Source organism: Streptomyces sp. NBC_01476 (assembly GCF_036227265.1).
Classification (GTDB): domain Bacteria; phylum Actinomycetota; class Actinomycetes; order Streptomycetales; family Streptomycetaceae; genus Actinacidiphila.
Map to the genome: position 1 here is coordinate 437,060 of NZ_CP109446.1, position 21,301 is coordinate 458,360.

At 72.1% G+C, this 21,301-nt stretch carries 18 protein-coding genes; 8 read left to right on the top strand and 10 right to left on the bottom strand.

Annotated features, from left to right (window positions below; all coding sequences use genetic code 11):
• Window positions 1-120: 120 nt before the first annotated feature.
• Complete coding sequence (locus OG552_RS01905; protein WP_329128984.1) at window positions 121-561, bottom strand: MarR family winged helix-turn-helix transcriptional regulator; 441 nt, start codon at window positions 559-561, stop codon at window positions 121-123.
• A gap of 91 nt (window positions 562-652) precedes the next feature.
• Window positions 653-1,348: an SDR family NAD(P)-dependent oxidoreductase gene (locus tag OG552_RS01910; protein WP_329128985.1), complete on the bottom strand. Its 696-nt coding sequence runs from the start codon at window positions 1,346-1,348 to the stop codon at window positions 653-655.
• A 101-nt stretch (window positions 1,349-1,449) separates the two neighbouring features.
• Between OG552_RS01910 and OG552_RS01915 the strand changes: the two genes are divergently transcribed.
• Window positions 1,450-2,319, top strand: a complete 870-nt coding sequence (locus OG552_RS01915; protein ID WP_329128986.1) for a helix-turn-helix domain-containing protein — start codon at window positions 1,450-1,452, stop codon at window positions 2,317-2,319.
• Between the two features lie 213 nt (window positions 2,320-2,532).
• Here OG552_RS01915 and OG552_RS01920 read toward each other — a convergent pair whose 3' ends face one another.
• Window positions 2,533-3,351: an SAM-dependent methyltransferase gene (locus tag OG552_RS01920; RefSeq protein ID WP_329128988.1), complete on the bottom strand. Its 819-nt coding sequence runs from the start codon at window positions 3,349-3,351 to the stop codon at window positions 2,533-2,535.
• Between the two features lie 527 nt (window positions 3,352-3,878).
• Here OG552_RS01920 and OG552_RS01925 point away from each other — a divergent pair.
• Together OG552_RS01925 and OG552_RS01930 are read left to right on the top strand one after the other, a co-directional pair.
• The gene (locus OG552_RS01925; RefSeq protein ID WP_329128990.1) at window positions 3,879-4,466 is read left to right on the top strand and encodes an RNA polymerase sigma factor; all 588 of its coding nucleotides are present in this window, start codon (window positions 3,879-3,881) and stop codon (window positions 4,464-4,466) included.
• Entirely contained in the window at window positions 4,463-5,230 is a 768-nt protein-coding gene (locus OG552_RS01930) for a hypothetical protein (protein ID WP_329128992.1), read from the top strand. Before OG552_RS01925 ends, OG552_RS01930 begins: the two co-directional genes overlap by 4 nt.
• Window positions 5,231-5,296: 66 nt before the next feature.
• Here OG552_RS01930 and OG552_RS01935 read toward each other — a convergent pair whose 3' ends face one another.
• Both OG552_RS01935 and OG552_RS01940 read right to left on the bottom strand, forming a co-directional pair.
• On the bottom strand, window positions 5,297-5,575 hold the full coding sequence (locus tag OG552_RS01935; protein ID WP_329128994.1) for a hypothetical protein: 279 nt from the start codon (window positions 5,573-5,575) through the stop codon (window positions 5,297-5,299).
• Between the two features lie 311 nt (window positions 5,576-5,886).
• Window positions 5,887-6,891, bottom strand: a complete 1,005-nt coding sequence (locus tag OG552_RS01940) for a LysR family transcriptional regulator (protein WP_329128996.1) — start codon at window positions 6,889-6,891, stop codon at window positions 5,887-5,889.
• A gap of 216 nt (window positions 6,892-7,107) precedes the next feature.
• On the opposite strand from OG552_RS01940, the gene OG552_RS01945 reads away from it, so the two are divergent.
• Window positions 7,108-8,184 (top strand): NAD(P)-binding domain-containing protein, encoded by a 1,077-nt coding sequence (locus tag OG552_RS01945; RefSeq protein ID WP_329128998.1) that lies wholly within the window; start codon window positions 7,108-7,110, stop codon window positions 8,182-8,184.
• A gap of 252 nt (window positions 8,185-8,436) precedes the next feature.
• Here the strand turns inward: OG552_RS01945 and OG552_RS01950 are convergent, their stop codons facing one another.
• Window positions 8,437-8,946 (bottom strand): AAA family ATPase, encoded by a 510-nt coding sequence (locus tag OG552_RS01950; RefSeq protein WP_329129000.1) that lies wholly within the window; start codon window positions 8,944-8,946, stop codon window positions 8,437-8,439.
• Between the two features lie 89 nt (window positions 8,947-9,035).
• Window positions 9,036-9,869, bottom strand: a complete 834-nt coding sequence (locus OG552_RS01955; protein ID WP_329129002.1) for a LysR family transcriptional regulator — start codon at window positions 9,867-9,869, stop codon at window positions 9,036-9,038.
• A gap of 158 nt (window positions 9,870-10,027) precedes the next feature.
• Here OG552_RS01955 and OG552_RS01960 point away from each other — a divergent pair, with 158 nt between their 5' ends.
• A complete protein-coding gene (locus OG552_RS01960) occupies window positions 10,028-10,813 on the top strand; it encodes an SDR family NAD(P)-dependent oxidoreductase (RefSeq protein WP_329129004.1) in 786 nt (261 codons plus the stop codon).
• Window positions 10,814-10,852: 39 nt separating this feature from the next.
• Here the strand turns inward: OG552_RS01960 and OG552_RS01965 are convergent, their stop codons facing one another.
• Together OG552_RS01965 and OG552_RS01970 are read right to left on the bottom strand one after the other, a co-directional pair.
• Window positions 10,853-11,536, bottom strand: coding sequence for a response regulator (locus OG552_RS01965; protein ID WP_329129006.1), 684 nt, complete (start codon window positions 11,534-11,536; stop codon window positions 10,853-10,855).
• Window positions 11,533-13,203, bottom strand: a complete 1,671-nt coding sequence (locus tag OG552_RS01970; protein WP_329129007.1) for a sensor histidine kinase — start codon at window positions 13,201-13,203, stop codon at window positions 11,533-11,535. Before OG552_RS01970 ends, OG552_RS01965 begins: the two co-directional genes overlap by 4 nt.
• A 193-nt stretch (window positions 13,204-13,396) precedes the next feature.
• Between OG552_RS01970 and OG552_RS01975 the strand changes: the two genes are divergently transcribed.
• The gene (locus tag OG552_RS01975) at window positions 13,397-14,785 is read left to right on the top strand and encodes a cation:dicarboxylate symporter family transporter (RefSeq protein ID WP_329129009.1); all 1,389 of its coding nucleotides are present in this window, start codon (window positions 13,397-13,399) and stop codon (window positions 14,783-14,785) included.
• 44 nt (window positions 14,786-14,829) lie between these two features.
• Here the strand turns inward: OG552_RS01975 and OG552_RS01980 are convergent, their stop codons facing one another.
• The gene (locus OG552_RS01980; protein ID WP_329129011.1) at window positions 14,830-17,865 is read right to left on the bottom strand and encodes an alpha-L-rhamnosidase-related protein; all 3,036 of its coding nucleotides are present in this window, start codon (window positions 17,863-17,865) and stop codon (window positions 14,830-14,832) included.
• A 389-nt stretch (window positions 17,866-18,254) separates the two neighbouring features.
• Here OG552_RS01980 and pflB point away from each other — a divergent pair, with 389 nt between their 5' ends.
• Both pflB and pflA read left to right on the top strand, forming a co-directional pair.
• Window positions 18,255-20,519 carry a formate C-acetyltransferase gene (gene pflB / locus OG552_RS01985; RefSeq protein ID WP_329129013.1) on the top strand — a complete coding sequence of 755 codons (2,265 nt, stop codon included), beginning with the start codon at window positions 18,255-18,257 and terminating at the stop codon, window positions 20,517-20,519.
• Window positions 20,516-21,274, top strand: a complete 759-nt coding sequence (pflA, locus tag OG552_RS01990; RefSeq protein ID WP_329129014.1) for a pyruvate formate-lyase-activating protein — start codon at window positions 20,516-20,518, stop codon at window positions 21,272-21,274. The genes pflB and pflA overlap by 4 nt, the downstream gene beginning before the upstream one ends.
• Window positions 21,275-21,301 lie beyond the last annotated feature (27 nt).

The following is a 21,301-nucleotide window of genomic DNA, read 5'->3' on the forward strand; positions in this document are numbered from 1 at the left end:
CGGGTGACGGTTCGGTCAGGGTGAGGGCAGCGGGACAGTGGGACACCGGGGAACCTGCGCCCGCGTGACGGCGGCGCGTGGCCGCCGGCGCGTGCGGGGGGGGTGCGGGGCCGGGCGCGGTCAGAGCGACTGCGCCAGCCGTCTGAGCAGCTCCGTACTCGACGAGAGCTGTCCGATTTCCTCGGCCGAGAGGCTGGTCTCGATGGCGTTGGTCAGCCAGTCCTCTTTCGCGCGGCGTCCGGTGCGGAACTGCTCACGTGCGGTCTCGGTGAGGCTCAGCAGGCTCTTCCGGCCGTCGTTCGGATCCGGGGAGCCGCTGACCAGCCCGGCGTCCTGCAGAGCGTGGATGATCTTCGCCATCGACTGCTGCCGAACACCTTCGGCGCGCGCGAGAGCCGTGGCCGTGGCCGAGCCCTCCCGCTCCAGGCGTGACAGTACCGATGACTGCGACCTCGTGAGGTCACTGCCCTCCGTCTGCTCGCGCAGCCTTCGCAGCAGCTGTCCGAGGACGACCCGGAGTTCCCCCGCCAGAAGGGACGCATCCGCCCGCTGTCCGCTCATGTCCCCAACCTAGCAGCTACACAGCCAACTGCACAGTTGGCTGTGTAGCTGAACCGGCGCGGCTCCGGCGATCAGAGTCCGGCCGCGCCCGTCACCAGGGGACGGGGCCGAAGCGGTCGACGAAGCGGCCCGTACCGGCGTCGGAGGTCTCGGTCGCCAGTGCGACGATCGCGTCGGTCCCCTCGGTCACGGTCTGCTGACCCCGGCGCCCGTTCAGGTCGGTGGCGGTGTACCCGGGGTCGACGGCGTTCACGCGGACGCCGGACAGCGCCTTCGCGTACTGGATGGTCAGCATCGTCACCGCGGCCTTGGACGCCGCGTACAGCGGGGAGACGACCTTCGACTCGACCCGGTCCGGGTCGTGCGTGAGGGCCTGCGACCCCACCCCGCTGCTGACGTTGATCACCGCCGGGTGCTGCGACTTCTGCAGCAGGGGCAGGAACGCGCTTGTGACACGGACGACGCTGATCACATTGGTCTGGAAGACGTTGGCGGCGTCGGCGGAGGTGAGTTCCCCGGCGGGGACGCGGGGTTCCATGATCCCGGCGTTGTTGATCAGGAGGTCGATGTGCCCTTCGTGCTCCAGGATGTCGGACGCCGCCGCGGCGACGGACGCGTCGTCGGTGACGTCGATCGGTACGAAGCGGACGCCGATCCGGTCCGCGGCATCCTGGCCGCGCTCGCGGTCACGGGCGCCGAGGACGACGGTCTGGCCGAGTTCGGCGAGGCGGCGGGCTGTCTCGTGGCCGAGACCCTTGTTGGCCCCGGTGATGAAGGTGATGGTCATGTCTCCACTGTGCGCGGCCCGGGGGGAAGCAGCCAGGGATCCCTCGCCGGTAGGAACGGCAGTACCACCCTCCGGCTTCCCGACCGGCGCACAATGGGGAGATGAGCATAGATGCGACCGGCCTGGGAGCCACGATCCGCGCCTGGCGAGAGCGGCTCACGCCGGCCGAGGTCGGGCTGCCGGCCGGCCGGGTGCGTCGGGCCGTGGGGCTGCGCCGCGAGGAACTCGCCGATCTCGCCGGCGTCTCGGTCGACTACATCGTGCGGCTGGAACAGAGCCGGGCGACCACCCCGTCGGCGCAGGTCGCCGGGTCGCTGGCGCGGGCGCTGCGGCTGAGTGGCGACGAGCGCGACCACCTCTACCGGCTGGCCGGTCTGCAGCCGCCGCACGACGGCATGGTCAGCGACCACATTCCGCCCGGCGTGCAGCGCGTCGTCGGACGGCTCGGCAAGACACCGGTGGCGGTGTTCGCGGCCGACTGGCGGCTGCTGTGGTGGAACCACGGCTGGGCCGCGCTCCTCGGGGACCTGTCGGCCCTGGCGCCGGACGAGCGGAATCTCGTACGGTCGCGCTTCCCGGTGGCCGCCGACCGCGGACGGGTGGCCGGCTGGCGGGTCGACATGCAGAACGCCGAGACCTCGGACCGGGCGATCGTGGCCGACCTCCGCCGGGCGTCCGCGCGCTATCCCGGCGACCCGCGGGTGACGGAGCTGATCCGCCGCACCGTCGAGGGGAACGCCCGGTTCGCCCGGCTGTGGCAGGAAGGCGCGGTCGGCGCGCACGCCGAGGACCACAAGACCATCCACCACCCCGCGGTCGGTGACATCACCGTCGACTGCGACGTGCTCGGCGACGCCGACACGGACCTCAAGATCGTCATCTTCACCGCGGCGCCCGGCAGCGAGGACGAGACCAAGCTCGACCTCGCGCGCGTCACAGGGCTCATCAGCGTCCCCGCGGATGCTGTCTGACCCCGGCGTGACAGGCACGCGGGGACCGCGGTCCCGGCCCGGTCGGCGAGAGCACGATCGCCGCGACGGCCGGCGCGGCAGCGCCTCGGCGAAGCCGGGGAAGCGCCGGTCGAGGCCGTTGCGCCCGCCGGCGGGCGTGGGGCGGGCCCGGCCGGACCCCTCCCCCGACGCCGGGCCCCCGGGCAGCGCCCCGTCCGCCGTGAACCGGAGCGGTCAGGGCTTGACGGCGACGGCGGCGTAACAGGCCGCCTCCGCGTCGGTGATGTTGCCCTGGTCCTCTTCGCGGTCCGGATTCCACCGTGAGGTGGGGGTGACGCCTTCCTCCAGCAGGGTCCAGCCGTGGAAGAAGGCGGCGAACTCCTCCCGGGTGCGGGCCTGTCCCGCGGTGCCGGCCGCCCGGTAGGCGGCGACGAGCCGGTGCACGGGTTCCGGGTCGAAGTCGGCCGTCAGGTGAGTCATCGTCAGCGTGCTGCCGGGAGCGAGCCGGTCCTTGAGCTCGTCGACGATGGCATGCGCCCCCAGCTCGTCGGGGACGAAGTGGAGGATGGCGTTGAGGCTGAGGGAGACCGGCTCGCCGAGGTCCAGGGTGTCGCGGACCCCGGGTGCGTTCAACAGGCCGGCGGGGTCGGTGATGTCGGCCTGGGCATAGGCCGTACGGCCTTCCGGCGTGCTCTGCAGGAGGGCCGCCGCGTGGGCCAGGACGATGGGGTCGTTGTCGGCGTAGACCACTTTGGCGGTGGGGTCGACGCCCTGGACGATCTCGTGCAGGTTGGGCGAGGTGGGGATACCGGTGCCGACATCGAGGAACTGACGGTGGCCGCGCGCGGCGAGGTAGCGGCTGGAGCGGTGCACGAAGCGGCGGTTGGCCCTGGCGGCCACCAGTACGGACGGAAAGGCGCTCATGGCCTGCCCGGCGGCTTCGCGGTCGGCGGGGAAGTTGGTGAAGCCCCCGAGGTAGTAGTCGTACATGCGGGCAGAATGCGGCCGGTCCATCCGCAGATCGATCTGCCCGGCTCCGTTGCCGTCGCTCATCACGGTCCCCCTCGCACCTGTGCGTTGTGCCGCCGGGCGGCGAACGGGCGGTCGCCGGGGTCCGCCGCCCCTGGTTGTTCCCCGGCGGCGGAAGCCTACAAGCGTCGGTCTTCGGCCGAATCCCGGGTCCCGCCGCCCCCGGCGGGTCTCCGCGCCCCCGCGCCCCGGCATCGCCGCACTACCGCACCGCCGAGCAAGATCACCCGCGTAGTCGCATGATCACGTTCGGCGAAAAAAGGCCGGAGCAGTCTTGCACAACCGGGCATACGGTCCGCTTTGCTGAGGAGTAAGGGAACACCTCCTCACCGATGCCCCACGCGACGGCGGAGCGGCGCGGTGCCAGCGAACGGATCGTCCGTGTCCATAGATCCACAGCAACCGGTGGTCCGGGGAGCCGCCGCTGGGCTCCTGGCCGGTGGCCTGCGGTCACCTGCCCGGTATCCCTTGGCGGCGGGAACGTGCGGTGCCCCGCCGTCACTCCGGCCTGCGTGCCCCCGGCCGGCCCCGCCCGAGTATCCGGAGCCGCAGTGACCGACGCCCCGCGGAACCGCCCGGCCGCCGCCCCCTCGCTGATACCGCCCCAACGGGGCACGCACCGGGAACTGCTGACGTTCGACGCGTTCTGCGCGTACCACTCCAAGCTCTGGCTGCGGTACGCCTTCCTCCAGGTCGGCAACCGCAGGACCGCCGCCCGTATCGTCCGGGCGGTGCGCGAGCAGTTGGAGCAGGACTGGGAGGCCGCGCTGCGGCAGAAGTCGGTGCCCTCCTACGCCTGGGCCGTGCTCAAGGACCACCTGGCGGTCTGGCTGGCCGAACACGACCGCCTGCCGGTCATGCCGGAGACGGCCGCTTTCCACGCCGCCGTACGCAAGATCCTGCTGCGCGAGCTGCAGGACGAGTTCGCCGTCCTGGAGAGCGAACTGGGCCTGTACACGGCGATATCGAGGCTGCCGGAGAACCAGTGCGACGTCATCGTGCTGCGGTACGTCCTCGGCGCGGACGACCAGGACGTCGCGGGCTACCTCGGTGTCAACGAGGCGACCGTCCGCTCGCACATCCGTTACGCCAAACTCCGACTGGCGCGGCAGATGAAGGAATTGAGGGAGGAACAGTGACCAGCGGCCCGCAGCGAAGCGGCATCTCCTTCGGTCTCGACGCGCTCCTGGAGGACGCCGAGGTCCTCCAGGACGTCACCACCGCCGGGCTCCACCCGTACCTGCCGGATGCCGGGACCGACGGCGCGGAGGCGGCGCCGGGCTGTCAGCACCACCGCCCGCCGCCGACGGACGCGCCACCGGGCGCGGCACGGGAACCGGTGTGTGTGTCGGCCTGCGCCCGTACCATCCGCGAGACCGCCGCCCGCGACCTCCATCTGGCCGTCTCGCTGGTCCTGGGCGATCCCCGCGCCGCCGCGGCCCTGACCCGCTTCGCCCAGAGCACCACCCCGCACACCGAGGGCGCGGTCGTCTTCGGCGCCCTGCTCCACCTCACCGGCCACCGCGAAGCTGCACAGTTCTGGTGGCAGTACGCGGCAGGTGGTGAGAGCCACACTGCGGCGTTCTGCCTCTACCTGCACCACCGCCACCTCGGGCAGCACCGCACCGCCCAGCACTGGCGCAACCAGGCGCGCCTGCTGCAGACCCCGGGCTGTCCCCGTACGCCCCGGCGTCAGCCCGGCGGCCTCTCCCTGCTGCCCACCCGTGTCCACCACGCGCTGCTCCGCCAGTGCTACCAGGGCACGCCCCCGCATCTGCCGCCGGCCATGGAGGAAGCCCTCAACATCCTTTACCGCGGCGGCCAGGACCAGGACGACGGCACCGTCTACTCCCCGCCGGCCCACACCCTGCCCACCCACCTCGCCCACGCCGCTTCGTGCTGACGGCCGCAGTCACGGTCACGGCCGCGGTCCCGGCTGGACCTTCTTCCGGCGCCGCACGGTGCTCGGTCAGCCGGCGGGGCGACCGCCCCGGCGCAGGAGCTGCCGGTGGAGCAGGACCCCGCCCAGGAGCAGGAGCAGGCCCGCGGCGAGCAGCGGCCACGGGGTGTACTCGTCGGTGCAGCTCTGGCCGCCGTGCGTCGAGGTGCACACCGTTCCCGGGCCGCTCCTGTTGAGGAAGGCGACGTAGAGCGGCAGCACGCCCGCCCCGGAGAGCAGCCCGGGCCACGCGAGGGCCGGACCGGTCCGCCACAGGATCAGCCCGCCGACGACGGCGACGGGCAGCACGAACAACCCGATCGACAGCAGCCCGAGCAGTGCGGTGGCCAGGCCGGCGCCGACAGCGCACCACCCGAGAAGCCAAGGCCACCGCGGGCCTCCGCCGGAGGATGCCCGTCCGGCCCCGGACGCGGGTCGGTCGCTAGCCGGCACGGCGAGGCCGCCCCTCCGCGAGGGTGACGGTGATCGCCCGGCCGGGATCTTGGTCCCCGGCGGCACGGACGCCGGCCGCGGCGGTCTCGGACGAGCCGTCGAAACCGCCGCCGATGCGCCGGGCAAACCCGGTCAACTCCTCGGCGGACAAACGGACATGCCGCCGCTCACCGTCCTCCGTCCGCGCCACGATCCCCAGCATGCGCCCACTGTGACACAGCCCTCTGACAACGAGCCTCCGGGGGCCCGGCGGACGACCGCGGGGCGCCGAGGGCTGTGAGGTGGGATTCGGCGTATTTGGCGAAGGCCGCCACCAGCCGGCTGCGGTCGCCAGCGCGGGTCGCCAGCACGACGTGGCTCGGCTCGACGCCTTCGAGGGGCACGGTGGTGAGGTCGGGACGGAAGTGGAAGCCGCTGACGCCGGCGGACCCCGGAATGATGGCCACACCCTGCCCCGCGGCGATGAGTTCGATCTTGTCCTCGACGGCGTCGATGAGGGGGCCGTCGGGCGCGGCGCTGCCGTCGGGCCGGGGATCGATGCGCCAGAAGGCGTTCCAGGCGGGGTCGGCGGCCCGGGGCATCGGTTCGTCGGCGATGTCGTCGAGGGTGACGGATTCCTTGCCGGCCAGGCGGTGGTCGCGCGGGATCAGGAGCGCCCGGGGCTCGTCGTAGAGAACCGTCACGTGCAGGTCGTCGGTGGCGAACGGCAGTCGCGTGACGACCGCGTCGACCCGGTGCTCCAGCAGCGCGGCCCGGGGTTCGCGCCAGGACAGGTGCTGGGTCCGCACCTCGGCGTCCGGGTGCCTGCGGCGCAGCTCGCTTACCGCCGGGGTGACGATGAGGTTCGCGGTGTAGCCGATGGTGACACGGCTGGGCCGGGCGGCGGCCCTGGCCCGTACGACGGCCTGGGTGGAGGAACGCAGCACCGCCGTCGCCAGCGGCAGGAAGACCTCGCCGGCCTCGGTGAGCCGGCTGCCCTGCGGGGTGCGGTCCAGCAGACGGGCGCCCACCTGCTCCTCAAGGCGGCGGATCTGGCGGCTCAGCGACGACTGGGTGAGGTGCAGGACAGCGGCGGCGCGCCCGAAGTGCCGGAGTTCGGCAACGACCGTGAAGCAGCGTACGAGCCGCAGATCGAGGTCCTCCGCAGGCGGGGGTGGGGGCGAGTCCGTCATGCGTCCAGCGTAACCCGCGCACTCCCCCACTCAGGGGCTCAGCGGGACGTGCGACCTGCGGTGATGCGCGAACCGGGATGCGCTGTGCGGAACAGTCATTGGACCCGGCACGGGCCGCGACGGCAAGGTGGCCACACGGCCCGGCAGCACCGGCCGGGGCCGGCACGGCAGGGACAGCCGCGTCCGCGCCACCGCGATCTGGATGAGTGGACGACGATGAACGAGATCTGGATTCTGGGAGCCACCGGCCGGTCCGGTCGTGCGATCGCCGCCCGCCTGGCGGCGAGTGGCGCCGCCCTGGTGCTGGTCGGGCGCGATGCGGAACGTCTGCGTGAGCTGGCCGCGACGATCGGCGGCACGCCGCGGACCGTGGTGGCGGACTCGGTCGGCGCCGTCGCGGCGCGGCTGGCGGCGGCCGGTCCCGCGGTGGTGGTCAATACGATCGGGCCGTTCACCGGGACCGCGGTACCGCTCGCCCGCGCGTGCCCACCGGGCAGCCATTACGTCGACCTGGCGAACGAGCTCTCCGCCGTCACCGGACTGCTCGCGCTGCATGACGAGGCCGCCGCGGCCGGCCGGTGTCTGGTGACCGGTGCGGGGTTCGGCGTGCTCGGCACGGAGAGCGTCGTACTGAAACTGTGCGCGGACCGGCCCGCGGTGACGCGGGTGAGAGTCGACGCACTGCCCATGGTCGAGGAGGAGCCCGGCCGCATCGGTTCCGCGCTGGCGGGGTCCATGGTCGACGCTCTCGCGGGCGGCGGGCGCCGCTACGAGCACGGCCGGCTCGTACGCGCCCGGCTCGGCGGTGACTTCGAACGCTTCACCCTGCCCGACGGGTCGGCAGCCGAGGCGATGGGGGCGCCCACCGGTGAGCTGGAAGCCGCCCGCCGGGCCACCGGCGCGCCCTTCGTGGTCGCCGGTTCCGGCATGGTGCCGGCCGGCCGGGCGATCCGCGCGGTCCTGCCGGTGGTGGCGGCGCTGCTGTCGCTGCCACCGCTCGGCAACTCCGCCAAACGCAGGCTCGCCCGTACCCGCGTCACACCGCGCGAGCGGACCAGGGAGTTCTCCTGGGCGCGGGCCAGGGTCGAGGGATCGGACGGCAGCGTCCGGGAAGGGTGGATGCGCACGGGCGAGGCCATGGCGTTCACCTCCGCGGTGACGGCCGAGGTCGCGCGCCGGCTCGCCGGGGGCGAGGGCCGGCCGGGCGCCTACACCCCCGGGGCGCTCTTCGGTCCCGAACTCGCCGCAAAGGCGGGCGGACAGTTCCTCCTGGGCGATGCGCCCACGCCGTGAGCCCGGCCTCCGGCGCGGAACCGGTCCCCTGACGTCCACCAGGGCCTGACGCCGGACCCGCCGCCGCCCAGGAACTCGGCACGACGGCGGCGTGGAGGCCCGCCCGCCCACAGCCGCGGTCCCGGACCCGCCGGCCGGCCGCGTCACCGGCGAGCGCCGAACAGGGCCGGCCGGTCTACGCGTTGCAGCAGCCGTCCGTGGCCTGGGCCGCGAAGCGTTCGCCCAGCCCTTCGTGGTACGCGGTCTCGGCCCTCACCCGCCCACCCGTTCCAGCGCCCTGCGCAACGCGGTGACGCACGCGTCGATGTCATGGGCCGCGGTGTCGATGACGAGGTGGCCGCGTGTCCAGGGCTCGTACGCGCGCCCGGTGATGTCCTCCCAGTCCGGCAGCCGCAGGCCGGGGATGTCGACCGCACGGGTGGTCGCGCGGCGCCGGTGTTCCACGGGGTCCGAGCAGATGGTCTCGACCTCCAGGACCGGTGTGCCGGCGCGGGTCGCCGTGTCGCGCCAGGCGTCGCGCGTGACGGACAGCGGGTTGACGGATTCCGCGATGACGGTGAGTCCCTGGCGGAGGTGTTCCTCGGCCTGCGCGTACCCGATGACGTAGCCGGCCGGGCCCACCGGGTGCGTGGCCAGTCCGGAGCGGACGATGGCCTGCTCAATGGTGTCCACCCGCAGGTGAACGGCGCCCAGTTGCGGTGCGAGAACCCGTGCCAGGGTGGTCTTTCCGGTGGCGGGCAGGCCGCCGAGGCTGATGAGCACGTGCCCATCGTGCCTGACGGCCGGGTGCCGGGTGATGCGCCCGGCACCCGGCCGTCAGGCACGATGGGCAGAGCGCGGTGACCGGCGGGTCAGTCGACCGCCGCCAGCCGCGGCGGTTCCTCGCCCAGCGTTTGCGCCGCGAACGTCACGAAGTCGAGGACGCGGCGCTCGCGGCGGTCCTCCGCCACGGCGACGCACGTCTCGACGGGTGCGGCGTCCGTCACCGGGCGGTAGACCAGGTCGGGCCGTGAGTAGGAGGCGGCGACGCTGCGGGGCACCATCGCGATGCCGTGGCCGGCCGCGATGAGCTCGAACTTCTCCTCGACCGAGGACGTCCGCCGGGCCTGCGCGTCGAGGATCGTCTCGCCGTCGAGATCCGCCAGGGTCAGGGCGCGACGGCGGGCGAGCGGGTGGGTCACGGGCAGACAGGAGACCTTCTGCTCGCTGCCGACGGCGAGCACGCGCAGCCCCGTGTCGTCGAACGGACGCCGCAGGTATCCGACGTCGGCCCGGCCGTCGCGCAGCGGCGCGTCCTGCTCCCACCAGTTCAGGCGGAACAGCTCGATTTCGACGCCGGGATGGGTGGCCGTGAACGCGCGAACCGCCTCGGACACGTGCAGTCCCGACGCGAAGGCGACGACGAGCCGTTCGACGCCGCGGTCGGCCTCGTGGACGCGGCGGACCACGGAATCGACGCTCGCGAACACCCCGCGCGCGTCCTCGTGCAACTGCTCGCCGGCCGGCGTCAGCTGCACGCTGCGGGTGGTGCGCACCAGCAGGGCGCAGCCGAGTTCCTGCTCCAGCGCGCGGATCTGCCGGCTGAGCACCGGCTGGGAAATGTAGAGCTGCTCGGCGGCCCGGCCGAAGTGCCGGTGCTCCGCGACCGCGGCGAAATAACGCAGCTTGCGCAGGTCCAGATCCATGCCTCAACAGTATCAATCCGCACGCAGAGGTACCCCGCGCCACCGAACGCGCGGCGACAGCCCCGGAGGCACCCCTTACGTTGGAGGGAGTGGTCCTCGCGGGCCCGGAAGCAGAAGGGCCGGGGCCACCGCACGCTTACCGCGACCGGGAGTACCTGATGTCACGTGTACTGATCACCGGATCCAGCGACGGCCTCGGTCTGATGACCGCGAAGCTGCTCGCGGAACAAGGGCACAAGGTCACCCTCCATGCCCGCAACAGCCGGCGGGCGCAGGACGCCGGGCGCGCCCTGCCCGAGGCGGAGGCCGTGGTCACCGGCGACCTGTCGAGCGTCCACGAGACCCGGGAGGTCGCGGAGCAGGTGAACGCGCTCGGCCGCTACGACGCGGTCATCCACAACGCCGGCGTCGGTTTCCGCGAGCGGCACCGGGTGACGGACGAGGGGGTCGCGCACACCTTCGCGGTCAACGTCCTCGCGCCCTACCTGCTCACCGCGCTCGTGGACCGCCCGGCCCGGCTGGTGTACCTGAGTTCCGCGATGCACTACGGCGGGAATCCGGACCTCTCCGACCTCGGCTGGAGCCGGCGGCGGTGGGACCCGGCCCAGGCGTACTCCGACAGCAAGCTCTTCGATGTCACGCTGGCGTTCGCCGTCGCCCGCCGGTGGCCCGACGTGCTCTCCAACTCCCTGACGCCGGGCTGGGTCGCCACGCGGATGGGCGGGCGCGGAGCGCCGGACGATCTGAGCCTCGCCCCGGTCACCCAGGCGTGGCTGGCCGTCAGCGACGACGCGGAAGCGCGGGTCAGTGGCCGGTACTTCTACCACCAGCGGCAGGAGGAGGCCCATCCGGCGGCGGGTGCGCCCGCCTTCCAGGACGAACTCCTCGACCGCTGTGCCGCCCTCACCGGCACCCCGCTCCCCGGCGACCGCGCCGGGAGCTGACCGGCAGCGGCGCAGTACGGGCGGCTGCTGCGCCGCGGCTCACGGGGTGCTCAGCCACCGGTAGTGCAGTTCCGGGCGTCCCACCTGGCCATACAGCGGGCTGCGCTCGGCGCGTCCGGCGTCGACGAGGTGCTCCAGGTAGCGGCGTGCCGTGATGCGGGAGATGCCGACGGATTCGGCCGTGGTGGTCGCGGTCAGACCGGGGGGTGTCGCGCGCAGCACACGGACGACGGCTTCGAGGGTCGGCGCGCTGAGTCCTTTGGGGAGCGCCGCCGGGCCCGGGGTGCGCAGCGCGGCCAGCGCACGGTCGACCTCGTCCTGGCTGCCCGCCTCGCCGTCCGACGCCCGGAACCGGGCGTAGCTCGTCAGGCGGTCGCGGAGGGTGGCGAACGCGAAGGGCTTGAGGACGTACTGGACCACGCCGAGCGAGACCCCTTCGCGGACGACGGCCAGGTCCCGGGCGGAGGTCACGGCGATGACATCCATCCGGTGCCCTGCGGCCCGCAGTGACCTGGCCAGCTCCAGACCGTGCCCGTCGGGGAGATACAGGTCGAGCAGGATCAGGTCGACCGGCACCCGGCCGACCAGGCGCCGGGCCTGCGCGGCGGAGTGCGCCTTGCTGACGGTGGTGAAGCCGGGCACGCGGTCGACGTACAGGGCGTGCGCGTCGGCGGCGACGGGGTCGTCCTCGACCACGAGGACGCGGATGTCGGCGTCGGTCATCTGCCGGCTCCTCTCAGGGCGGGACGCGCATCGGGTACGGGTGCCCCGGTCTGCCGGGCCGGCGCCAGCGGAAGCCGGGCGGTGAAGACCGCGCCGCCCTCAGGAGGCACGGTCAGGGAGAGCGTGCCGCCGTTGCGGGTGACCGCCTGTCGTGCGAGGGCCAGCCCGAGCCCGCGGCCTCCCGGCGCCGGGGGCTTCGTCGACCAGCCGTGCTCGAAGACCGAGTCCGCGTCGCCCGACGGTATGCCGGGTCCGGTGTCCGCCACCCGCAGCAGCAGATGGCCGGCGTCCACCCGCGCGGTGACCGTGACCTGCGCGGCCGGCAGGCCCTGGGTGGCGTCGACGGCGTTGTCGATGAGATTGCCCAGCACCGTCACCAGGTCCCGCGCGGGCAGCGCGTCCGGCAGCAGTCCGTCGTCCAGCCGGCTGTCCCGCGTGACCAGCAGTTCCACACCGCGCTCGTTGGCCTGTGCTGTCTTGCCGAGCAGGAGGGCGGCCAGTACGGGCTCGCCGACCGCCGCGACGACCTGGTCGGTCAGCGCCTGCGCGAGCCGCAGTTCGGAGGTGGCGAAGTCGACCGCCTCGTCCCCGCGGCCGAGTTCGACCAGGGAGACAACGGTGTGGAGCCGGTTCGCCGCTTCGTGGGCCTGGGCGCGCAGGGCCCGGCTGAAGCCGCGTTCTGAGTCCAGTTCGCCCATCACCACCTGCAGTTCGGTGTGGTCCCGCAGGGTCACCATGGTGCCGCTCTGCTCACCGCCGGAGACGGGCGCGGTGTTGAGGACGACGACCCGCTCGGAGGTCAGGTGGAGTTCGTCGACGCGGGTCTCGCCGGACAGCAGCGCCGCCGTCAGGGCTTGCGGGAGGCCGAGTTCCGTGACGTGGCGGCCCACCGCGCCGGCGCCGATGCCCAGCAGTTCGCAGCCGCCGTCGTTGACCAGCGCGATGCGCTGGCTGCCGTCCAGGAGCAGCAGCCCCTCGCGCACCGCGTGGAGCGCCGCCTGGTGGTAGTCGTACATCCGGTGGAGTTCGCCGGCGTTCATGCCGTGGGTGTGGCGGCGCAGCCGGGCGTTGACCACGTAGGTGCCGATCCCGCCCAGGGCCAGCGCGCCGGCCGCCACACCGATGAGGGTGACCAGTTGTTCCCGGGAGCGCTCGCTGATCGCCTGGACGGTGATGCCGGCGCTGACCAGCCCGACGGTCCGCGGCCCGGAGCGGATGGGGGTGATCACCCGCACCGACGGGCCGAGCGTCCCGGTGTACGTCTCGGAGAACGTCCTCCCGTCCAGTGCGGGCGCGATGTGGCCGAGGTAGCGTCGCCCGATCTGCCGTGTGTCCGGGTGGGTCCAGCGGATGCCGTGCGTGTCCATGATGGTCACGAAGTCCACCCCCGTGTCGCGCTGCACCGCTGTCGCGTACGGCTGGAGGACGGCGGTGGGACTGCCGGCCGGACTGCCCGCGGCCGCGATCGCCGCGGCGACCGACGGCGCGTCGGCCACCGCGCGCGCGGTGGCGGTTGCCTGCCGGCGGGCGGCTTCCTCGGCCTGCCTGCTGTTGCTGACGTAGGTGAAGATCACGCACGCCGTCACCGCGAGGGTGACCAGCACGGTCTGGATCAAGAACAACTGCCCGGCCAGGCTGCGGGGGTACGGCACGCGCCGCGCTGCCATCGGAATCGGCCGCCCTTCGGTGTGATGCGTGAACTCAACGAACACAACAGTGACCTACGTCACGGGAATCGGGATAGTCGCGGGAACCGCCAGGACGTGAGCCGCACGCACTGACGTACCGCACGCCCGCGGTCCCCCGGCGGGCAGCCGGGGCTTGCCTCGTACGCCATTGATGTCGTCAAGGAGAACCGTCATGTCCGAATCGCCGGCGGTGCCGCCACCCGTCAAGCGGGATCGCACACAGTATTTGTACCTCGCGGTGATCGTCGCCGTGCTGCTCGGTATCGGGACCGGCTTCCTGTGGCCCGACTTCGCCAAGGAACTCAAGCCGCTGGGCACCGGATTCGTCGCCCTGATCAAGATGATGATCTCGCCGATCATCTTCTGCACGATCGTGCTGGGGGTCGGCTCCGTCCGCCAGGCCGCGAGGGTCGGGCGGGTCGGTGGTCTGGCGCTCGGCTACTTCGTCGTCATGTCCGCGGTGGCACTGGCCATCGGGCTGGTCGTCGGCAACATCCTGCACCCCGGCAGCGGTCTGCATCTCACCGACGCGACCAGGGGCATCGGGCACACGGCCGCGGCGGACGCCCATGTGGGCGCGGTGGACTTCCTGCTCGGCATCATCCCCACCACCCTGGTGTCGGCGCTCACCGAGGGCGAGGTGCTGCAGACCCTGCTGGTCGCCCTGCTGGTCGGTTTCGGCCTGCAGGCCATGGGCCGGGCCGGCGAACCGGTGCTGCGGGGCATCGGCCACATCCAGAAACTGGTCTTCCGCGTCCTGTCCATGATCATGTGGGCCGCCCCGGTGGGCGCTTTCGGGGCGATGGCGGCGGTCATCGGGGAGACCGGCACGGACGCCCTCAGGGCGCTGGCGACGATCATGATCGGCTTCTACATCACCTGTCTGCTGTTCGTCGTCGTGGTGCTCGGTACCGTCCTGCGGCTCGTCACCGGCGTCAATCTCTTCCGGCTGCTGCGCTACCTCGGCCGCGAGTTCCTGCTGATCCTGTCCACCTCCTCCTCCGAGTCCGCGCTGCCGAGGCTCATCGCGAAGATGGAACACCTGGGTGTCAGCCGTCCGGTGGTCGGCATCACGGTGCCGACGGGGTACTCCTTCAACCTCGACGGCACCATGATCTATCTGACCATGGCGTCGCTGTTCATCGCGGACTCGCTCGACCGGCCGCTGGACCTCGGCCAGCAGATCGGGCTGCTGCTCTTCATGATGCTGGCCTCCAAGGGCGCGGCGGGCGTGTCCGGTTCCGGTATCGCCGTCCTCGCCAGCGGTCTGCAGTCCCACCAGCCCGCCCTGGTGGACGGTGTCGGCCTGATCGTCGGGATCGACCGCTTCATGAGCGAGGCGCGCGCACTGACGAACTTCGCCGGGAACGCGATCGCGACGCTGCTGGTCGGCACGTGGGTGCGGGAGGTCGACAAGAACCGGGTGAACCTGGTGCTCGGCGGCGATCTGCCCTTCGACGAACGCACCCTGGTGGACACCGAGGAGGACGGCGCAGGCGATCCCGCACCCGCCCGGCCCGTCCCGGCGCCCGCCACGTCCGCTGTACAGGCCGCGGGGTAGCCGTCCCCGGGCTCAGCACCGGCGCACCTCGGCCCGGAAGGTGATCAACCAGGCAGCAGGAAGCAGGACTTCACCGTGCCGGGCACGGGATCGCCGAACACCGCGTTGGTGCAGGCGGTCCCGCCGGACAGCGACTTGGTGGTGAAGGTCCCGCCCGCGCCGTAGGCGACGGTGCGTGTTCCGCCGAAGGCGCACAGGCCGTTCTCCGGGGCGCAGTACGCCGATCCGCCGGGGCCGTTGACGACCGGGCCGGTGTAGCAGGACTTGACGAAGCCGAAGTCGGGGTCGCCGAGGGTCGCGTCGTCGCAGGGGGTGCCGCCGGTGACCGTGCGGTAGTCGTAGATGCCGGCCGCCCCGTAGGCGACCGACTGGGTGCCGGTGAAGGCGCAGGTGCCGTTCTGCTGGGCACACAGGGTGTAACCGGCCGGCGCCGTACCGCCCGGGTTCGCGGCGACCGTGTAGGTGCCGGGCTGGACACCGGTGAGGTAGACGTAGTCGGCGTCCTGGTGGGCGCCGCCGACACCGGGGGCGGCGGTGAACACACCGCCGCTGAAGACCACTTGGCCGTTGACCGCGACGACCGGGGAGGCGGCGCCGAAGGTGGGCACCGCGATGGTGCCGCTGGTGCCGGAGGGCGCGGTCACGCTCATCGCGAACTCGCCGGCCCCGTGCTCCCCCGCCCACGACACCTGCACGGCTCCGTGCGGTGTCGGCGCCTTTCCTTCGGCCCAGGCCAGATCGCCCGGGTGGGGCTGTACCGACCAGGTCGCGTAGCCCGGGGACGCCGGCTGGATGCCCAGCACGTAACCCGACAGGGCGCTGGTCGGCGCGGTGGACCAGCCGTGCGCCAGGCTGGTGCCCGAGCCGAGTCCTGGCGTTCCGTCGGCGGCGGAGACGTTCTCCCACATGGTGCCGCCCTCGTAGCCGCCGGCGGTGATCATGTGGCCCCACACACTGCTGAGCAGCTGCCCGGCGTTGGCGGTGTCGTTGTCCGCCAGCCGGGCCTGGAGTTCGTAGCCGCTGATGAAGGGGCTGACCAGCGGCCTGTTGCCGGCGTCGGAGGAGAAGGGCAGCGGACCGTAGGGGCTGGTCCACAGCCGGGACTTCAGGGACGCCAGGATCGAGGCGGCCCTTCCCGCGGGCGCGACCCCGTAGAGGACGGCGAGCGCGTTGGCGTCCTGCGCGACCGAGGAGGTCTGGGTGCTGCTGGTGAGATAGAGCCCGGTCGTGGTGTTGAACAGGTGGGCGTTGATGGCCGATTTCAGCGCGGCGGCCTGCTGGGTGTACGCGGCGGCCTGTGCGCCCTGCCCGGCCCCGGTGGCGATCTGCGCGCCGTCGAGCAGGGCCCGGTAGTAGAGGAGGTTGTACGCGGTGACCTCACCGGTCTTGTTGCTGTCGTAGAAGTCCCAGTCGGCGCCGTCGGCCGCGGTGGTGGTGAGCAGCCCGTTGCCGTCGAGCTGCGAGGCGTTCCAGGCGAGTTCGTTCCTGACGACCGGCCATTCCTGCTGGATGAACGCGGTGTCGCCGGTGTAGAGGTAGTAGGAGCCGAGGCCCAGCAGCCAGTAGACCGAGTACGAGGCGGAGTAGTCGCCGGTGGTGCCGGCTATGGGTGCGCCGGTGTGCAGGGGTGACTGCGGCGGTTTGTCGCCGGCCACGAAGCCGCTGGAGAGCTGGTAGCTGCCCAGGAGCTGCAACGCGCCTTTGAGATAGGAGGCGTTGCCGGTGGAGTAGTAGACGGTCGGGCCCTCGATGTTCAGGTCGCCGCTCCAGACCGCGCGGTCGCGCGCGGCTCCGTCGAGGATGGAGGGCAGCGTGTTGACGCCGGGGACGGTGAAGTCCGCCAGTGCCGTGGCACTGCTCAGCGGGTTGCTGTAGAGGGTGGCGCCGGAGCTTGCCACCACGCTCAGGTTGCGGAAGTCGGCCTCCTCACCGTTGAACTCGCGCAGGCCCACGGTGCCGGCCGGGTAGGCGCGGGTGCCGGCCGGGAAGGACGCGGAGTCGACGGCGGCGACCTTCACACCGTCCAGGAAGACGGTCACGGTGGTGCCGGCGGCCGTGGTGGTGACGGTGTGCCAGGTGTCCGGCGCCAGGCTCGTGGGCAGCGGGGCGGTGCCGACACTGGTGTACGTCCCGTCGTGCACGTCGAACTCCTGGAGGGTGTTCGGTGTGCCCGCCGTGTCGTCGGCGGCGTTCAGGATGAACACATAGCCGTTGTCGGCGTCCTGGCCGCGGACCACCCAGCCGGCCTGGTCGGCGATGATCCGGGTGTCGAAGGTGGTCGTGTAGTCGCCCCAGGACGTGCCCTGCCGGAGCAGGCCGGCGTTGCCGCCGAAGTTGTCGAGCACGCCGCCGGTGATCGTCCAGCTGCCGGGCAGCGAGCCGGTCGGGGCGGAGTCGAGCTGGCCGGTGTAGGCGCCGTCGTACCAGATCCTGTTGAGCTCGTCGGAGCTGGAGACGAAGTAACCCTGGTAGCCGTCGGCGGTCGTGCGGTCGGCGATGTAGTGCAGGCCGGCCGCGCCGAGGGTGAGGCTGCCCGGTGAGGTGAGGGTGATCTCCTCGTACCGCTCACCGCCCTGCTCGTAGCGGTTGGTGATGGTTCCCGGGCCGGAGACGGTGTACGTGTCGTGGCGGGCCGGATCACCCTCCGCCCACGGCTGGGCGGCGTCGCCGGTCGCCGTCAGGTACTGCCGGGCCTGGCTGTAGCCGGCCTGGAGGGTGGGCGAGCCGGACGCGGCCCGGACGTCGAAGTAGGGCACGCCGCCGACGTTCTTGCCGTAGTCGAGGACGACGGTCGGGGTGGCGCCGCCCGCGGTCAGGGTCAGCGTGGCGGTGCCCGATCCGCCGCACACGAGGTTCTGCGCGCCGGTGACGGCGCCGGAGGTGCTGGTCACCGCGGTCGGGCAGACCGTCGCGCTCGACGGCGCCTGGACGTAGCTCTGCCAGTCGGGGGCCGCGGGCCACGGGGTGCCCGGCGCGGCGGCGGAGGCGGTCGGGGCGGGCGCCCAGACGAGGAGTGCGAGTACGCAGCTCAGTGCAGCGGCGACGCGGCGGCGACCGCGGACACGCCGTTCAGGGACCATGGTTGGCTCCGTGGGGGGAGGGAGGAAGCGGGCATGAACGCCTGAAGCGGCCGGCTGGGCCGCTGACAGGGTGAGGACGTCCGGGGCTGGCATTCTGGGGAATGAAACGTTTCATTACTCGGTACCGTGGCCGAAGGTAGGGGGTGGCGCGCCCGGGGTCAATGGTCTGCACGGGATCCGCGTGATGGGAGTGACGTTTCAACAGGTCCGGGCCGCCGGCCGGCCGCAACCCGGCGCCCGGGACTTTGGACCCTGCCGGCAGAGCCGAACGGTCTTCCCGACGGCCTCGACCGGCCCTGCCCCGGCGAACGGCCGGCGGCGAAGCTGGGACATGGGACAAGCGGACACGCGATGGCGTGTCCGGCGAACGCAGCCAGGGATGGGAACCCATGACCACCACCACCGTCCGAACGACACGAGAAGCACCCGTCGCCGCCTGGCACGGCTTCACCGAGGGACCGTGGCGCCAGGAGATCGCGGTCCGCGACTTCATCCAGGCCAACTACACGCCCTACGAAGGCGACGCGTCGTTCCTCGCCGGTGCCACCGAACGCACCCGGGCGGTGTGGGAGAAGGTCTCCTCGCTCTTTCCCGAGGAGCGCCGCAAGGGCGTCCTCGACGTCGACGCGGCGACGCCGTCCACCATCACCTCCCACCGGCCCGGATTCATCGACCCGGAACGGGAGCTGATCGTCGGCCTGCAGACCGACGCACCGCTGAAGCGCGCGATCATGCCGAACGGCGGCCTGCGGATGGTCGAGACGAGTCTGCGCGCCTACGGGTACGAACCCGACCCGTTCGTCACCCGGGTCTTCGGCACCTACCGCAAGACGCACAACGACGGTGTCTTCGACGCTTACACGCCGGAGATGCGGCGTGCCCGCAAGGCCGGCATCGTCACCGGTCTGCCGGACGCCTACGGCCGCGGCCGGATCATCGGCGACTACCGCCGTGTCGCGCTGTACGGCACCACCCGGCTGATCGAGGCCAAGCGCGCCGAGCGGGCGCGGCTTGACTCGCACGCCTCCACCGCCGAGGTCATCCGCGACCGTGAGGAACTGGCCGAGCAGATCAGGGCCTTGGGCGAGCTGGAGGAGATGGCGGCCACATACGGCTGCGACGTCAGCCGCCCGGCCGGGACGGCACGCGAGGCGGTGCAGTGGCTCTACCTCGGCTACCTGGGCGCGGTGAAGGAGCAGAACGGCGCGGCGATGTCGCTCGGCCGCACCTCGACCTTCCTGGACATCTACCTGGCCCGCGACCTCGCCGAGGGGCTGATCGACGAGACCGGTGCGCAGGAGCTGATCGACGATTTCGTGATCAAGCTGCGGATCGTACGGTTCCTGCGGACGCCCGCGTACGACGCGCTCTTCTCCGGCGACCCGACCTGGGTCACCGAGTCGATCGGCGGTATCGGGAGCGACGGCCGCACGCTCGTCACCCGCACCTCCTTCCGTTTCCTGCAGACCCTGTACAACCTGGGTCCCGCGCCCGAGCCGAACCTCACCGTGCTGTGGTCGCCGCGCCTGCCGGAGGGCTTCAAGCGCTACTGCGCCCAGGTCTCGATCGACACCTCCTCGATCCAGTACGAGTCGGACGAACTGCTGCGCCCCGTCACCGGGGACGACACCGCCATCGCGTGCTGCGTGTCGGCGATGAAGGTCGGCAAGCAGATGCAGTTCTTCGGCGCGCGGGTCAACCTCGCCAAGGCCCTGCTGTACGCGATCAACGGCGGCCGGGACGAGATGTCCGGCGTGCAGGTGGCGCCGGCCACCGTGCCGCTCTCCGGTGAGTACCTGGACTTCGACGAGCTGTACGCGGCCTTCGACCGGACCCTGGAGTGGCTGGCCGGCCTGTACGTGGACACCCTCAACGTCATCCACTACATGCACGACAAGTACGCCTACGAGCGGCTGGAGATGGCCCTGCACGACCACCCGGTCCACCGCTGGATGGCCTGCGGCATCGCCGGCCTGTCGGTGGCCGCCGACAGCCTCGCCGCGGTCAAGTACGCCCGGGTGCGGGTGGTCCGTGACGAGGCCGGCCACGCGGTGGACTACGTCGTGGAAGGCGAGTTCCCTGCTTACGGCAACAACGACGACCGCGCGGACGCCATCGCGGCGGATCTGGTGCGTTCCTTCATGGCCAAGCTCCAGCGCCACCCCACCTACCGGGGCGCGGTGCACACCCAGTCGGTGCTCACCATCACCTCGAACGTCGTCTACGGCAAGCACACCGGCAACACCCCGGACGGCCGCCGCGCCGGTGCGCCCTTCGCGCCGGGGGCGAACCCCATGAACGGACGGGACCGGCACGGTCTGGCCGCCTCCGCGCTGTCGGTGGCCAAGATCCCCTACGAGGCGGCCCGCGACGGCATCTCCCTGACCTCCACCGTCACCCCGGAGGGACTGGGCCACGATCCGGCCGAGCGCGCCGGCAACCTGGTGGGCATCCTCGACGGCTACACCGGGGCCGGCGGTTTCCACATGAACGTCAACGTCCTGGACCGCGCCACCCTGGAGGACGCCATGGAACACCCGGAGAACCACCCGGACCTGACCATCCGGGTCTCCGGTTACGCCGTCAACTTCATCCGTCTCACCCGCGAGCAGCAGCTCGATGTGATCAGCCGCACCTTCCACGGTGCCCTGTGACCAGCAGCCCGCACACCAGGGACGCGGCCTTGACCGGCCGCGTCCACTCCTGGGACCTGTCGACCGGGGTCGACGGGCCCGGGACCCGGTTCGTCCTCTTCCTCAACGGCTGCCCGCTGCGCTGCCTCTACTGCGCCAACCCCGACACCCGGTACATGCGCGACGGCAAGCTCACCACGGTGGACGAGATCATGGCGGAGATCGAGAAGTACCGCGCCTTCGTCACCGCCGCGGGCGGCGGGGTGACCGTCACCGGCGGTGAACCGCTGCTCCAGCACGCCTTCACCGCCGAGATCTTCCGCCGCTGCCGGCAACTGGGTCTGCACACCGCCCTGGACACCTCCGGGTTCCTCGGCGCGGCCGCGGACGAGCGGCTCCTGGCCGACACCAGCCTGGTGCTGCTCGACATCAAGTCGTTCGACATCACCACCTACCGCCGGCTCACCGGCCAGTCGCTCGCCCCCACGCTCAGCTTCGCCGGGCGCCTGGACCGGCTCGGCGTCCCGGTGTGGATCCGGTACGTCCTGGTCCCCGGCTGGACCGACGACCCGGTCGCGGTCGACGGCCTCGCGGCGCTCCTCGCGGGCCTGGGCAACGTCGAGCGCGTGGACGTGCTTCCCTTCCACAAGCTGGGCAGCGCCAAGTACGAAGCCCTCGGCATCCCCTTCCCGCTCGCCGGCAATCCCGTGCCGGACGCCGCCACGCTGTCCCGTGTCAGGGAGCAGTTCCGCGCGCACGGTCTCAGGGCTCAGTGACGCGGGAGGGCCCGCCGCTCGGCGGGC

Excerpts from the sequence above, each read along its gene's own strand:
- OG552_RS01905 (WP_329128984.1), bottom strand. The coding sequence starts at position 561 with ATGAGCGGACAGCGGGCGGATGCGTCCCTTCTGGCGGGGGAACTCCGG.
- OG552_RS01910 (WP_329128985.1), bottom strand. The coding sequence starts at position 1,348 with ATGACCATCACCTTCATCACCGGGGCCAACAAGGGTCTCGGCCACGAG.
- OG552_RS01915 (WP_329128986.1), top strand. The coding sequence starts at position 1,450 with ATGAGCATAGATGCGACCGGCCTGGGAGCCACGATCCGCGCCTGGCGA.
- OG552_RS01920 (WP_329128988.1), bottom strand. The coding sequence starts at position 3,351 with ATGAGCGACGGCAACGGAGCCGGGCAGATCGATCTGCGGATGGACCGG.
- OG552_RS01940 (WP_329128996.1), bottom strand. The coding sequence starts at position 6,891 with ATGACGGACTCGCCCCCACCCCCGCCTGCGGAGGACCTCGATCTGCGG.
- OG552_RS01945 (WP_329128998.1), top strand. The coding sequence starts at position 7,108 with ATGAACGAGATCTGGATTCTGGGAGCCACCGGCCGGTCCGGTCGTGCG.
- OG552_RS01955 (WP_329129002.1), bottom strand. The coding sequence starts at position 9,869 with ATGGATCTGGACCTGCGCAAGCTGCGTTATTTCGCCGCGGTCGCGGAG.
- OG552_RS01960 (WP_329129004.1), top strand. The coding sequence starts at position 10,028 with ATGTCACGTGTACTGATCACCGGATCCAGCGACGGCCTCGGTCTGATG.
- OG552_RS01965 (WP_329129006.1), bottom strand. The coding sequence starts at position 11,536 with ATGACCGACGCCGACATCCGCGTCCTCGTGGTCGAGGACGACCCCGTC.
- OG552_RS01970 (WP_329129007.1), bottom strand. The coding sequence starts at position 13,203 with ATGGCAGCGCGGCGCGTGCCGTACCCCCGCAGCCTGGCCGGGCAGTTG.
- OG552_RS01975 (WP_329129009.1), top strand. The coding sequence starts at position 13,397 with ATGTCCGAATCGCCGGCGGTGCCGCCACCCGTCAAGCGGGATCGCACA.
- OG552_RS01980 (WP_329129011.1), bottom strand. The coding sequence starts at position 17,865 with ATGGTCCCTGAACGGCGTGTCCGCGGTCGCCGCCGCGTCGCCGCTGCA.
- pflB (WP_329129013.1), top strand. The coding sequence starts at position 18,255 with ATGACCACCACCACCGTCCGAACGACACGAGAAGCACCCGTCGCCGCC.